This window comes from Photobacterium damselae subsp. damselae (assembly GCF_038086725.1).
Classification (GTDB): Bacteria; Pseudomonadota; Gammaproteobacteria; order Enterobacterales; family Vibrionaceae; genus Photobacterium; species Photobacterium damselae.
Genome location: NZ_CP146970.1, coordinates 2,019,134 through 2,032,915, shown reverse-complemented (window position 1 = coordinate 2,032,915; position 13,782 = coordinate 2,019,134). Strand labels below are relative to the sequence as shown.

At 39.1% G+C, this 13,782-nt stretch carries 11 protein-coding genes; 8 read left to right on the top strand and 3 right to left on the bottom strand.

The window, feature by feature from the left end:
- The first annotated feature begins 174 nt into the window (after window positions 1-174).
- The 4 genes from WAX86_RS09090 to tyrR all read left to right on the top strand — a co-directional run bounded on the left by WAX86_RS09090 (window position 175) and on the right by tyrR (window position 5,404).
- Window positions 175-1,569, top strand: a complete 1,395-nt coding sequence (locus WAX86_RS09090; RefSeq protein ID WP_005298760.1) for a YcjX family protein — start codon at window positions 175-177, stop codon at window positions 1,567-1,569.
- The gene (locus WAX86_RS09085; protein ID WP_068947354.1) at window positions 1,569-2,597 is read left to right on the top strand and encodes a YcjF family protein; all 1,029 of its coding nucleotides are present in this window, start codon (window positions 1,569-1,571) and stop codon (window positions 2,595-2,597) included. The genes WAX86_RS09090 and WAX86_RS09085 overlap by 1 nt, the downstream gene beginning before the upstream one ends.
- 122 nt (window positions 2,598-2,719) lie before the next feature.
- Window positions 2,720-3,643, top strand: a complete 924-nt coding sequence (locus WAX86_RS09080; RefSeq protein ID WP_272468514.1) for a LysR family transcriptional regulator — start codon at window positions 2,720-2,722, stop codon at window positions 3,641-3,643.
- Window positions 3,644-3,862: 219 nt separating this feature from the next.
- Complete coding sequence (tyrR, locus tag WAX86_RS09075) at window positions 3,863-5,404, top strand: transcriptional regulator TyrR (protein WP_341488676.1); 1,542 nt, start codon at window positions 3,863-3,865, stop codon at window positions 5,402-5,404.
- A gap of 102 nt (window positions 5,405-5,506) precedes the next feature.
- On the opposite strand, the gene WAX86_RS09070 is transcribed toward tyrR, so the two are convergent.
- Window positions 5,507-5,992 (bottom strand): methylated-DNA--[protein]-cysteine S-methyltransferase, encoded by a 486-nt coding sequence (locus WAX86_RS09070; RefSeq protein WP_036763604.1) that lies wholly within the window; start codon window positions 5,990-5,992, stop codon window positions 5,507-5,509.
- A gap of 69 nt (window positions 5,993-6,061) precedes the next feature.
- On the opposite strand from WAX86_RS09070, the gene rimJ reads away from it, so the two are divergent.
- Window positions 6,062-6,658: a ribosomal protein S5-alanine N-acetyltransferase gene (gene rimJ, locus WAX86_RS09065; protein WP_341488675.1), complete on the top strand. Its 597-nt coding sequence runs from the start codon at window positions 6,062-6,064 to the stop codon at window positions 6,656-6,658.
- Between the two features lie 125 nt (window positions 6,659-6,783).
- Here rimJ and pyk read toward each other — a convergent pair whose 3' ends face one another.
- On the bottom strand, window positions 6,784-8,229 hold the full coding sequence (pyk, locus tag WAX86_RS09060; RefSeq protein ID WP_065170343.1) for a pyruvate kinase: 1,446 nt from the start codon (window positions 8,227-8,229) through the stop codon (window positions 6,784-6,786).
- A 400-nt stretch (window positions 8,230-8,629) separates the two neighbouring features.
- Window positions 8,630-9,484, bottom strand: a complete 855-nt coding sequence (locus WAX86_RS09055; RefSeq protein ID WP_005298771.1) for a MurR/RpiR family transcriptional regulator — start codon at window positions 9,482-9,484, stop codon at window positions 8,630-8,632.
- 376 nt (window positions 9,485-9,860) lie between these two features.
- Between WAX86_RS09055 and WAX86_RS09050 the strand changes: the two genes are divergently transcribed.
- From WAX86_RS09050 to WAX86_RS09040, 3 genes are all read left to right on the top strand, one after another.
- Entirely contained in the window at window positions 9,861-10,709 is an 849-nt protein-coding gene (locus tag WAX86_RS09050; RefSeq protein WP_341488674.1) for an SDR family oxidoreductase, read from the top strand.
- Between the two features lie 919 nt (window positions 10,710-11,628).
- The gene (locus tag WAX86_RS09045) at window positions 11,629-12,759 is read left to right on the top strand and encodes a M20 family metallopeptidase (protein WP_341488673.1); all 1,131 of its coding nucleotides are present in this window, start codon (window positions 11,629-11,631) and stop codon (window positions 12,757-12,759) included.
- Window positions 12,760-13,077: 318 nt separating this feature from the next.
- Entirely contained in the window at window positions 13,078-13,746 is a 669-nt protein-coding gene (locus WAX86_RS09040; RefSeq protein WP_005298777.1) for a TetR/AcrR family transcriptional regulator, read from the top strand.
- Window positions 13,747-13,782 lie beyond the last annotated feature (36 nt).

The window sequence follows — 13,782 nt, the reverse complement described above, 5'->3', positions numbered from 1 at the left end:
AGACATCATTTAGATAAATAAGAAATTCATCTAGGGTTAATTTGTCCTTTGTTACAGTTAGACAAGGTAAAGGCTAGAGAGTATCTGTGGCTGTTCCAAAGGGCGGTAGCACTTTTTATTTCCAGTTTTTCTACTCGCACCTGAGAACGACAATAAAAATAGGACGATACAGGTATGAACCGATTAGGTAATGAATTTAATAAATGGGTTAATCGTGGCTTAGATCGCCATGTACGTTTGGCCGTTACGGGACTATCTCGTGCTGGTAAAACTGCTTTTATTACATCGCTGGTTAACCAATTACTGCATGTAAGCACTAATCCCCGTTTACCGTTATTTACTCCGGTACGCGAAGGGCACTTACTTGGTGCAAAACGAGTACCTCAATTGGATATGCACATTCCTAAGTTTGGCTACGATGAAGGTATGGCATCTATTTTATCAACGCCTCCTGCTTGGCCAGAGCCGACCCGTGATGTTAGCCAAATTCGTTTAGCCTTGCGTTACCGGCCACAAAAAGGAGCGTTAAAATATCTACAAGATACCGCTACGCTCTATTTAGATATCGTTGATTATCCTGGTGAGTGGTTACTGGATTTGCCGCTGCTTGATATGGATTTTATGACTTGGTCTAAGCAGCAAGCTCTTGTGTTGAAAGGTAAGCGTTTAGAACTTGCTCAAGAGTGGATGGCGTTAGGGGATGAATTTGATCCATTTGCTCCTGTTGATGAAGCGTTATTAGAAAAAATTAGTCAAGCTTTCACCCAGTATCTTTATGCATGTAAAGATGAAGGTGGGCTGCATTGGGTTCAACCTGGGCGTTTTGTTCTTCCTGGTGAATTGGCCGGGGCGCCTGTTTTGCAATTTTTCCCAATGATCTGGACCAATAAATATACCGAGCAACAGTTACAAGAGGCTGATGAGCACAGTAACTTTGCTATGCTAAAACAGCGTTATAAATATTATCAACAACATATCGTAAAAGGTTTTTATAAAGAGCACTTTTCGAAATTTGATCGTCAGATTATTTTGGTTGACTGTTTACAACCGCTCAATGCAGGACCTGAATCGTTCAATGATATGCGTCAAGCGATTGATCAATTGATGCAGAGCTTTAAGTATGGTCGCAGCTCTTTATTGCGCCGTATGTTTGCGCCACGAATTGATAAAGTGCTATTTGCAGCAACCAAGGCGGATCATGTGACACCTGAACAGCATCCTAATTTGGTCAATTTATTACAACAGTTGGTAAATGAGGCTTGGCATACCGCATCGTTTGAAGGCATTGAAATGGATTGCGTTAGTTTGGCATCTATTCAAGCGACAGAGCCCGGTTTTGTGAATCATCATGGCCAGCAAGTTCCTGCGTTACGAGGTGTAAGTATGGATGAACAGCCCCAAACTTTATTTCCAGGAGAGGTGCCTAAACGTTTACCTAATGAGAGCTTTTGGCAAAACAATGGGTTTGAGTTTATGAATTTCAGACCGCTAGAACAGCAGAGTGATGAGCCTTTACCCCATATACGAATGGATAAAGCATTAGAGTTTTTATTGGGAGATAAATTGTAATGAGTGAACAATATAAGAGCAAAATCTTATTTGATGAGTCGTCTCCTGATATTCAAACAGAACAGGAAAAAGAACTGACATCGCAAATCAGTTTTGATGAAGACAAAAAGTTTTTACCTAAACAAGCTGATAATACGGAAATTGAGCAAGAACTGGATCAGATTTTAGCTTCAAAGCCAAAGCGTCGTGGTGGTTTCTTTAAAGGATTGTTACTAGCTGGTGCCGCTATGGTTGGCTGGCAATCGGTTGATTATGTTGTTACTGCTTATCAGAGTGCTGATTGGTTATCCCTAGGTTGGAGTGTGTTAGTTGCTGGTATTGCAACCATGGGTATTACCGCATTAGGTCGAGAATTACTGAATCTGCGTCGTTTAAAGCATCGTCAGACTGAACGAGATCAAGCACAAGAATTATTAAATGCTGACGGTATTGGTAACGGTAAAGCGTTTTGTACCAAATTGGCTAAGCAGAGTCAGATCTCTACTGAAAATACAGGATATGACCGTTGGATTCATTCATTAGCTGCGACTCATAATGATCGTGAGGTGATGGCGCTATACGATAAAATGGTTGTGAGTCAACAAGATAAAATGGCGCGTCAATTAGTCGCACGTTATTCAAGCGAAGCTGCTGTGATGGTCGCGTTAAGTCCATTGGCTATTGCTGATATGTTGTTAGTGGCGTGGCGTAATTTCCGATTGATTGAACAAGTATCTAATGTTTATGGGGTCGAGCTTGGCTATTGGTCCCGTATCCGATTAGTGAAGTTAGTACTGGCTAATATGGCATTTGCAGGGGCATCAGAAATTGCTACCGATATTGGTACTGAGGTGTTATCAATGGATCTGGCTGGACGGATGTCAACACGAGTGGCACAAGGGGTTGGTATTGGACTATTAACAGGACGATTAGGATTGAAAGCCATTACCTTAATGCGTCCCTTACCTTGGCTGCCGGGTGAACAACCCAAGCTGAGTGAAATTCGTCATGATTTAATTGCTCAACTGACCAAAAAGAAAGATCACTAAACTATCTTTGCCATAAATTTAGTCGTTAAGCCTATCCATTGCGGTAGGCTTTCTTTTTTATAATTTGCTTATGCTCCAAATGATGTTACAAATAAATAGGTTATAGAAATTATGGAGTGATGATGACAAAGGATTTGTTTTTTACTTTAGATCTGAACTTACTGCGTACCTTTCTGGTTTTATCGCAGGAGTTAAACACACGTAAAGCGGCTGAACGTCTTTTTGTTACACAGCCTGCTATCAGTCATGCTTTGCAACGGCTGCGTAATCACTTTAATGATGAGTTGTTTGTTAAATCATTAAATGGGTTACAGGCAACGCCTTTTGCTGAAGAATTGATTGCTCAACTCACACCACATCTAGATGGTTTATCCATCACTCTCAATGCATCACAAGAATTTCATCCAGAACTGATAGAGCGTACGATTAAAATTGCGTTAGCGCCGCAAGTATTATGTGCCATAGCAGGACGGTTATTTACCAAAGTAAGAGACCAAGCCCCCAATATTGATTTGCAAATTGTGAATTGGTCAATGAACTCAATTGATGATATTGCTAAAGGAGAACTGCATTTTGGTGTTAACTACAGTTTTTCAAACGTCACTAAAGAGGTGCAAAGTCGAGAATTACGGACGGTCCATGGCGTTATTGCCGTGCGTGATGAGCACCCAATAAAAAAAGATACCGTAAAACCGCAAGATTTGGTGGACTATGAGATTGCGTCATTGATTATTCCAGGGTGGAACACCCATCGAAGTCATGCTGCTGATGTAATGGATAGCTTAGGTTTTCAGACCAAAATTGGATTTCGTTCCGAGATACCGTCTGCGCTAGTTGATGTCGTTTTACAAACAGATATGTATTTCCCTACCAGTCATATTTTTCCTATCAGCCGATATAAAGGTCTACGAACTATTGAGGTGGATTTACCTGAAGAGCAAAAATTGCAAATGCTCTACTCGTATTACCATAAAAAAAATAGAAACAGTGCATTAACACAGTGGCTTCATCGTATCATTTTAGAACTGTTACAAGATCTTGAATAAAGAGATATCGTATATATTAACAAGATAGTGCTGTTAACATCATCAGTTAAACAGACAACTAAGATTTCTATCTTGACTCAACATAGCCTTAATAGCACACTGCATACTTGTCACGAAATGTTGACATTAAGATTATCACGGCCTCTAAGTTGCTATAATTTATCAAATTTTATTATAGTGTAGTGGCGCGAATAGGCTTTATCTAAGAAGGCGACAAGTATGAGGCTACAGGTCTTTTGTGAAGATCGTGTCGGCATTACTCGAGAATTGCTTGATATTTTAACCGCACAGCAAATTGATCTTCGCGGTATTGAAATCGACCGTATTGGTATTATTTATCTGAACTGCCCAGAGGTGGCATTTGAGTCGTTTAGTCAGTTGATGTCTCAGATTCGTCAACTGGATGGCGTTACCGATGTTCGTCGTATTCAGTTTATGCCAAGTGAGCGTGAACATAAGGAATTGTCTGCGTTACTTCAAACGCTTCCTGATCCATTCTTTTCTATTAATCTCCAAGGTAAAGTCGATCTTTCTAACCATGCAGCTGAAGTGCTAATGGGGAAAGAACAGCAGGTTATGCTTGGTGAGTCAATTCATCATTTGCTCGGTTTCAATTTTCATCAGTGGCTTGAAAAAGAGCAGGCAAAACGCCGAAGTGAGATGGTTGTCATTTCTGGTATTGATTATGTTATGGATATCATGCCTGTATATGTGGCAGATGATAATGAAGATGAAGTTCTTGCTAGTGCAGTTATTCTGCTAAAGTCTTTATCAGAAGCTAAGATGCCTATTGCGATGCGTAAAATCAGTGGGAATCAAGGCTTTGAACATCTTATCGGTCACTCTTCTCGCTTTAAACATTTAGTCGCACAGGCGAAAAAATTGGCACTGTTGGATGCACCGTTGCTGATTCAAGGGGAAACAGGGACAGGTAAAGAGATGTTGGCGCGTGCTTGTCATCAACGTTCTTTGCGTCGAGATAAACCATTTATGGTCGTTAATTGTGTTTCTATGCCAGATAATGCAGCGGAAACTGAATTATTTGGTGAAGTGGCAACAATTGGTGAGCCAAGCAAAAAAGGCATCTTTGAACAAGCAGAAGGCGGCACTGTTTTCTTATATGAAATTGGTGAAATGTCGCCTCATTTACAAGTGAAACTTTTGCGCTTTCTACAAGATGGAACTTTCCGTCGAGTCGGGGAAGAGAAAGAGATAAAAGTGAATGTGCGGGTGATATGTTCTACCCAAAAACGTCTTCATGAATTAGTAGCTGCTGGGCAATTTAGAGAAGATCTCTATTATCGTCTGAATGTATTAGCGCTGGTGGTGCCACCACTTCGTGAGCGTGTGGCTGATATTCTTCCTCTTTCTGAACTCTTTCTCTCTCAATTTGCTAAAGAACTACAGCAAACTAAGCCGTCTATTTCCGATGAAGTGTCTCACTGTTTAACCCAATATGCATGGCCTGGAAATATTCGACAACTGCGTAATATCTTATTTAGAGCGATGACTCAAGTTGAATCAGATGTACTGCAGATAGAAGATATTCACTTACCTGAAAATGAAGTGAGTAGCAGTATTATCAGTGATGAGACACTTGAAGGGTCTCTGGATGAAATTATGAAACGTTATGAGTCAGGCATTTTAGCAAACCTCTACAAAACGTATCCATCTACTCGAAAACTGGCGACTCGCTTAGGGGTGTCACATACTGCGATTGCAAATAAACTGCGAGAGTACGATTTAACGAAAGCGAAGTAATCTACACAATTTAATGATTGTTAAGTGGTTATATCGACGTAAAAAAGAGATAGTTTGAAGCTATCTCTTTTTATATCGGTGGATTTTTGTCAAAGCTAGACGCTAGGCTTCCTCGACCAGTTTTAGTTTATGGCTTTCAAGTGCAAGTAATTTATCAACCACATCACAACCATAGCGATAACCACAGTGGCAGTGTTCAGTATTTATGATGCGATGACAGGGAATTACTATCGGGATAGGGTTAACATTTTTAGCGATACCAATTGCTTGAGTTGCTGAAGGGATTCCAATTTTTTCTGCAATTTGGTGGTATGTTGTGGTTTGGCCGTATGGGGTATTAACAATAGCAGCCCATATTTTTTGTTGAAATTGAGTGCCTTGAGGTGCAATAGTGAAAGTGAATTTTTCTCGTTTACCAGCCAGATACTCTTTCAGTTGTAATGTATAAGGTCGCATGAAGTTAGGGTTATATTGCCAGCTTTCATTGGGACGATACCCCGGATGACACACCGTTAACTGTCGTAGGCCTTGATAATCAGCCAATAAGAGTATTTTTCCTAACTCTGTTTCAATAAAATCGAAGAACATCGTGACTCACTGTTTGTGGTTAGTTTACGACCTAAGCACCAAGAACTTACTCAGCGTATTGAGGTTTGAATGTTTCATTCAATTATAAACCGTTCTTCCACAATTGTTGTGGATGAACTCAAGATTCGTCTTGTGACCTGCAAAGATGCGGAAAATATTGCAATTTATTATCAAAAAAACCGATCTCATCTCCAACCTTGGGAACCAACTCGTGAAGAAAACTTCTTTACTGTGGCAGGATGGGAGAAGCGACTAGAACAAATTGCAATTTTACACCGTCATGAAATGGCCTATTACTTTACTGTTACCCCGCGTCATAGTAATCAAGTATTGGCAGTGATCAATTTCAGTAACGTTGTTAAATCACCTTTTTACGCCTGCCATGTTGGATACTCGTTAGATAGCGAATACCAAGGTAAAGGGATTATGCGGCGGGCGTTGCAAGCAACAATTAATTGGTTGTTTGAAGAGAAGCATTTTCATCGAATTATTGCCGTTTATATGCCCCATAATGAGAAAAGTGCCAATGTCCTCTATTCGGTCGGATTTGAAAAAGAAGGAGAGGCCAAGGATTATTTATTAATTAATGGTCAATGGCGCGACCATATTCTGACGGCTAAAATTAATCCTAATTGGCGAGAGCCTATCAAATGGAATCCATTTTGAGTTTATGGTGTTTCTTGATAACTAGGCTAAACAAAAAAGCTAAATCAAAAAGCCAAATAAAAAAGGTTGAGTATTAAACTCAACCTTTATCATTAATCGGTAATCAATCGAAATGTAAAAGACGATTATTCTACCGTTAGGATACGCATGTTATTGGTTGAACCAACGATATCCATCACATCGCCTTGAGTGATAATAACAAGATCACCAGAAACAAGGTGACCGGCTTCTTTCAATACATTCATTGCATGTTTAGCCGCATCAAGACCTGCATCACTGTCACGATTAAAGAATACCGGAGTTACACCACGATATAGTGCTGCACGATTTAGTGTATCTTCGTTACGAGACATCGCAAAGATAGGCAGACCAGAAGAAATACGAGACATCATCAGTGCTGTACGACCTGATTCTGTCATTGCAATCATCGCTTTAACGCCTTCCATGTGGTTCGCTGCATACATGGTAGACATTGCAATGGTCTCTTCAGGAGAGGCGAAAGTACGAGCCATACGGTGGTTAGATACGTTAATGCTTGGCTCTTTTTCTGCACCAATACACACACTTGCCATTGCTGTTACGGTTTCTACAGGGAAGCTACCAGCTGCGGTTTCAGCAGATAACATAACCGCATCTGTACCATCAAGTACCGCATTGGCAACGTCCATCACTTCAGCTCGGGTAGGCATTGGGCTTGTGATCATTGATTCCATCATTTGTGTTGCAGTAATCACGACACGGTTAAAGCTACGAGCACGACGGATAAGTTTCTTCTGTACACCAACAAGCTCTGGATCACCGATTTCAACACCTAGGTCACCACGAGCAACCATTACTGCATCTGACGCCATAATGATATCATCCATGGCTTCAGTGGTTGCAACGGCTTCTGCACGTTCTACTTTTGCAACTAATTTAGCCTGTAGACCTGCATCCTCGGCAAGACGACGAGCATATTTCATATCTTCGCCATTACGAGGGAAAGAGACTGCTAGGTAATCAACACCCATTTTTGCAGCCGTTAAGATATCTGCTTTATCTTTTTCAGTCAGTGCAGCGGCAGATAAGCCACCACCTTTTTTGTTGATACCTTTATTGTTTGATAAAGGACCAGCAACAGTAACAACTGTGTTTACTTTATTGCCTTCTACTGATTCTACTTGAAGCTGAACGCGACCATCATCAAGAAGTAAGATATCGCCAGTTTCAACATCTTTAGGTAATTCTTTATAGTCAAGGCCAACCGCATGTTGGTTACCTTCACCTTTTGGTAAGTCGCTATCTAGAGTGAACTTATCACCGATAGCGAGTTGGATTTTGCCATCTTTAAATGTAGATACACGAATTTTAGGGCCTTGAAGGTCGCCTAAGATAGCAACGTGTTTGCCTAACTTAGCTGCAATTGCGCGTACAGTCTTGGTACGCTCGATATGATCTTCTGGAGTACCGTGAGAGAAATTCATTCGAACAACGTTTGCACCTGCTGCGATAATTTTCTCAAGATTATTATCACGGTCTGTTGCAGGGCCAAGTGTTGTTACGATTTTTGTACGTCTTAGCTTATCAGCCATTTGAAACTCCATTTTTATCTACAGAACGATTTTTAAGCCAAAATATATCGGCTTCAAACGTAGGTAAAAGTTTACTACAAGATAGGAAAAGTAAAAGTTATTCTTGGTCAATCAAAATGGTTAATTAATATTTCAAGAATAAAAAAATCATTGTAAATAAGTAAGTTATCACTAATGGTGATGCTTAGGTATTGGTATATAGAGTGGAATAGTTAGCTTCAATATTATCTTGCTTTAAATGGTATTTATTTTATTGCTTGGTATGTTATTTTAGTATTTTTTATGAGGTTTAAATTAGACATAAAAAAACAGATGCCTTAATTAAGCATCTGTTTATAAGCGCGGCGATTTTCTCTAAACCCAGCTCTTAAGACGATTCTTTGGTGGATAAATTGGAGACTTAAAAATGGGGCTCTTTAGAAAACCGGGAATCTTTAAGTGACTCTTTTACTCGCTTGAGGTTATCTCGAAAACCCGCACCACGACGTAAGGTAAAGCCTGTTGCTAACACATCAATAATGGTCATTTGAACAACACGACTGGCCATCGGCATATAGATATCAGTATCTTCCGGTACATCAGGGCAAATAGATAGCGAACACTCGCGTTCTAATGGTGAATCTTTCTCTGTAATCCCAATAACAGTGGCTCCATTTTCACGGGCCATACGAGCAATCTCCACCAGATTTTTAGTTCGTCCAGTGTGTGATATTACAACCACAACATCACCATCGCTGCAGTTGATCACGCTCATACGTTGCATAACAATATCGTCAAAACACACAATAGGGATGTTAAAGCGGAAAAACTTATTTTGTGCATCATGGGCAACTGCTGCAGAAGCTCCAAGTCCAAAGAATGAAATTTTCTTTGCTTGGGTTAATAGATCTACGGCTCGATTCACTTGTTGTGGGTCAAGTGAGTTTTTTGCAACATCAAGGCATGCCATGGTTGATTCAAAGATTTTCGATGTGTAGGCATCTGGTCCATCATTTTCTTCAACATTACGATTAACATAAGGAGTGCCATTCGCTAGGCTCTGTGCAAGATGTAGCTTAAAATCGGGGAAGCCTTTTGTATCAAGACGACGACAGAAACGGTTCACTGTCGGCTCACTGACATCCGCTAGCTTGGCTAATGTTGCAATGCTTGAGTGAATAGCTGTTTGTGGCGATGCTATGATCACTTCAGCAACTTTTCGTTCTGATTTGCTAAAGTTTTCTAAATTATTTTGTATTTTTTCAAGGGTATTCATAGTGATTACCGCGCTTCGTTGCTGAATTTCATTTCGTAATAATGTAATTACGATATCAATACTGAAACTATACTACTATTATTCGAGCTGCTCCTAGTAAATATCAGACAATTACTTTTCTTTATTATTATAGTTTGACCAAGATCTTATTTTTCCTTTCATTTTGGTAAGTATTTATGAGTAAAACTTACTAAGTATTGGTTATAGAACGCTGAAAGTTGTTGCTTATTTTCAATGTAACGGAATTAATTTACAGGTCGAAATAATAAAGATAAAAATACAGAGTAATATCTTTTGTTGATATTGAGAGGAAAAATATAGACATAATCTATCGAGCTGGTCGATATATAAATTAATAAAATCAATAGGTAATGATATGAAAGTGAGTATTTGTGGCTGCGGCTGGTTAGGAGAGCCATTAGCACTTCATTTATTAGGTTTAGGTTATGAAGTGTTTGGCAGTAAAACGTCACGAGATGGCGTAAATAAAATTCGACAACAAGGAATTAATTGCTGCGAAATATCCGTGCCACTAGATGATAATAGTGATTACCCTTATTTTTGTGAGGATAAAGATAAAAGGGCATTTTTTGCTACAGATGTTTTGGTCATTAATGTTCCACCAAAATTACGCAGTAGTGATAAGCAATCACATATTCATAATATAAAAACGTTAATGACAGCAGCGGAATATCATGGCTGTAAAAGAATTCTCTTTATTAGTACAACTGCAGTTTATGGTGATACAAAAGGTCGTGTTACAGAATCAACGGAACCAAGGCCTCAGACTGAGTCAGGAAAAGCGCATTTAGAGATAGAGCAACAATTATTGGATACTTGGCCCGATCGTTCGACCATTTTGCGCTTATCTGGATTAATTGGCCCTAACCGCCATCCGGTGAAATTTTTATCAGGTCGTAAGGGCATTGAAAAGGGGGCTGATCCAGTCAATTTGATTCATTTAACCGATTGTATTGCAGCCATTAGCCGCATTATTGCAAAGCAGCCAATAAGTCCAATATTACACTTAGCCGCAAATTCTCATCCAAGTCGAGCGAGTTATTACACTAAGATGGCAGAACTGGCCTCGTTGCCATTGCCTGACTTTAGTCTGTCACAAGATAGCCATGAAAATGGAAAATGGATTGATGCCTCAATGACGCTCAAAGCATTAGATCTGACGTTAGTGCATTCTGATTTGATTTCTTTAGCTCCAGAACTCTGATTTAGGAGCAAAAAAAAGCGCTGAGAAAATAGCTTCTCAGCGCGTAAACATTCCATAAACACAATTAGGAGTTTGTAGCAGCAGTGGATTTAAACTAATAGCCTAATTTGGCGGCCAGCGAAACGTGACTATTAATCTCAATTCTTACTTATTCAGACTATGGGGTTTGGTAATAGTTCCAAAAAAGTTTAATTTTTTTCATAAACTGGTTTTTTGCAAGATAAGTTATAGTTTTCTCTGTATTTTTTGCAAAAAAAGCCCACTAAAAAAATTAGTGGGCAAAAAATGTTCCATAAACACAACTTAGGAGTTGTAGCAGCAGTGGTTTCACAATGATAATAAAAGATAAGCTAAGGTTATGATTAACAATCTTTTATTATCATTCCGAACTTATAATATAAGACTCAGTAGTTTTAAGTTAGTTCCCATGAATCTTAAAAAAAATCAAAAAAAATATGTTGAAATGAAAATGACAAAAGAAACGGTGTTTTTAATTGTTTTCGATAGATAAAAAAATCCCACTGATGTAGCACCAGTGGGTAAGAATATTCCATAAAACACAATTAGGAGTTTTGCAGCAGTAGCATCTAAATTAACGGAAATACAGAGCTTTTCTTCTTTCCATTAATCTGAATTACATAAATTAAGACTCATGGTATTGCTAAAGGTTCACTAAAAATCAAAAAAAAGCGAAATTTTTTTTCAATGGTCAATTTTGTTACTACCTACGTTCGATCTCAAAAGCTTTTAATGCTGAATTAGGGCTGAACATATCGTTTTGACTTGTAGGGTAATTCTACTTTGTTTTTTTCATTTTTTATCAAATCTTGTCATAAACTGACTCAGATCAGAGCATTAATAAGGGTATCTGGGCACAGTGGTTTTGATTTCAGACTCTTGTAAAAAAAAGGAATAACAGATGGCAACACTTTTTGACTTATCAACATACATCTCTCAGCTAGAGTGTTTGGTTAATGTTGATTGTGGTAGTCATACACCCGCAGGGATTAGCAAAATTGCAGATATCGTGACTCCAATGTTTGAACAAATTGGTTTTACGGTAATTCGACATCAGTTAGATCCTAATGCTGGACCGTGTTTGGAAATCACGAATAAGCCTGATGCAACGGAGTATGATGTTATGCTCAGCGGTCACATGGATACTGTTTTTCCTGAGGGGACAGTAGCTAAAAGACCGATGAGTTTTGATAATGAAAAAATTTATGGGCCTGGCGCTACGGATATGAAATCTGGCATTTTGAGCGCTTGGTATGCTTTACAAGGGCTAACTCTGGATGAGTTGGATCGATTTGCTGTTGTTATTGCTTTAAATTGTGATGAAGAAATTGGTTCTATTTATTCTCGTCAATGGTTAGAAACATTAGCCCGTAAGAGCCGCCAAGTACTCGTGTGTGAGGCCGCTCGCCCAAGTGGCAATTTGATTCGTTCTCGTAAAGGTAATGCGAAATATGAAATTGAGTTTCATGGTGTAGCATCTCATGCTGGTTCGGCTTTAGCTGAAGGCGTGTCTGCCATTTATGAGCTTAGCCACTGGTCTTTAGCGATAAAAGATATGGTAAACCTTGAGACTGGCACTACGATGAATGTGGGAATCATTGAAGGTGGTATGGCGGTGAATGTGGTTCCAGATTATGCAAAAGCCACAGTTGATCTGCGCTTTTGGGACACAGAAGAAGCTGAAGCAATTAATGCTAAGTTACAACAGATGGCAAAAAATCCATTTGAATCTGGAGCGTCTGTTGTTGTTAATCGCGTCACATTTAAACCATCAATGCAACCTTCGGCAGATACTGAAGCTTTAATCACCATGGTGAGTGAAGAAGCCGATAAATTAGCATTAACTTATGGCTGGGAAGATGCGGGTGGCGGCTCTGATGGTAACTTTACCGCTGCCGTTGGTACACCGACTCTTGATGGCTTTGGTCCAATGGGGGCAGGATTCCACAGTGATAAGGAATATCTACTTATTGACTCTATTGAGCCGAGAATCCAATTATTAACCAATGTATTACGTCGCTTGATTGTTTAATCATAAGCAAAAAATAACCCGATTCAGTATGTCCTGAATCGGGTCTTGAAATTTAATTCCAAAAAATTCTTTAAAAGAATAAGCAGTGGTATTAATTAAGACCGACATAACCTTGCTTAGTTCCCGCATTCTTCAATACTCCTAAGATATTTTTTCCTGCAACAAGATAAAACCTTCATCATTTCTTTTTTATCCATTTTAATAACCCTATAAACAGACTGCCTATCGTATTGTAATTGTTGATCAAATTAAATTAACTTGTTAATGAAATGTTTGTATTGTAAAGTTTAAACAGTTGTTTAATACAGGTGACTAAATATGACTGATAAAGGAAATACTAAGAGCCGTATTTTAGATGCCGCAGAATGGCTATTTGCAGAACACGGATTTAATGAAACTTCGTTGCGAACGATTACCAGTAAAGCGAATGTGAATCTGGCGTCGGTAAATTACCATTTTGGAGATAAGAAAAATCTAATTCGAGCGGTATTAGGTCGCTATCTTGAATGCTTTATGCCGCTAGTAAAAACAGAGTTTGAAGCTCTGCTTAATCGAGATGAGTTTTCGATGGTAGAGGTATTTAGAACCATTCAAACACCATTGCTTCAACTCAACCAATTACGGCCTAATGGCACCACATTATTTATGTCATTAATTGGACGTGGTTATACCGATGTTCAGGGTCATTTACGCTGGTTTATTGTAAATCGTTACCAAAAAGAATTGTCACTATTTACAACGGCTATTTGCCGAGCTAATCCGTCTTTAGATCCTGAAAGTTTATTCTGGCGTTTGCATTTTACCTTAGGCGCATCCGTGTTCACTATGGCCTCAAGCAAGGCGCTGTGTGAGATCGCTGATAATGATTTTGCAAGTAAAGTCGATATTGAACATTTACTCGATCGTCTAATACCTTACCTTGCCGCGGGAGTCTCGGCACCAATAGAACATGAACTGATTCATCTTCATCGACGAGTTGGTGAGTAAGTTCGCAATACGCAATATATGACACAAGATCATAGC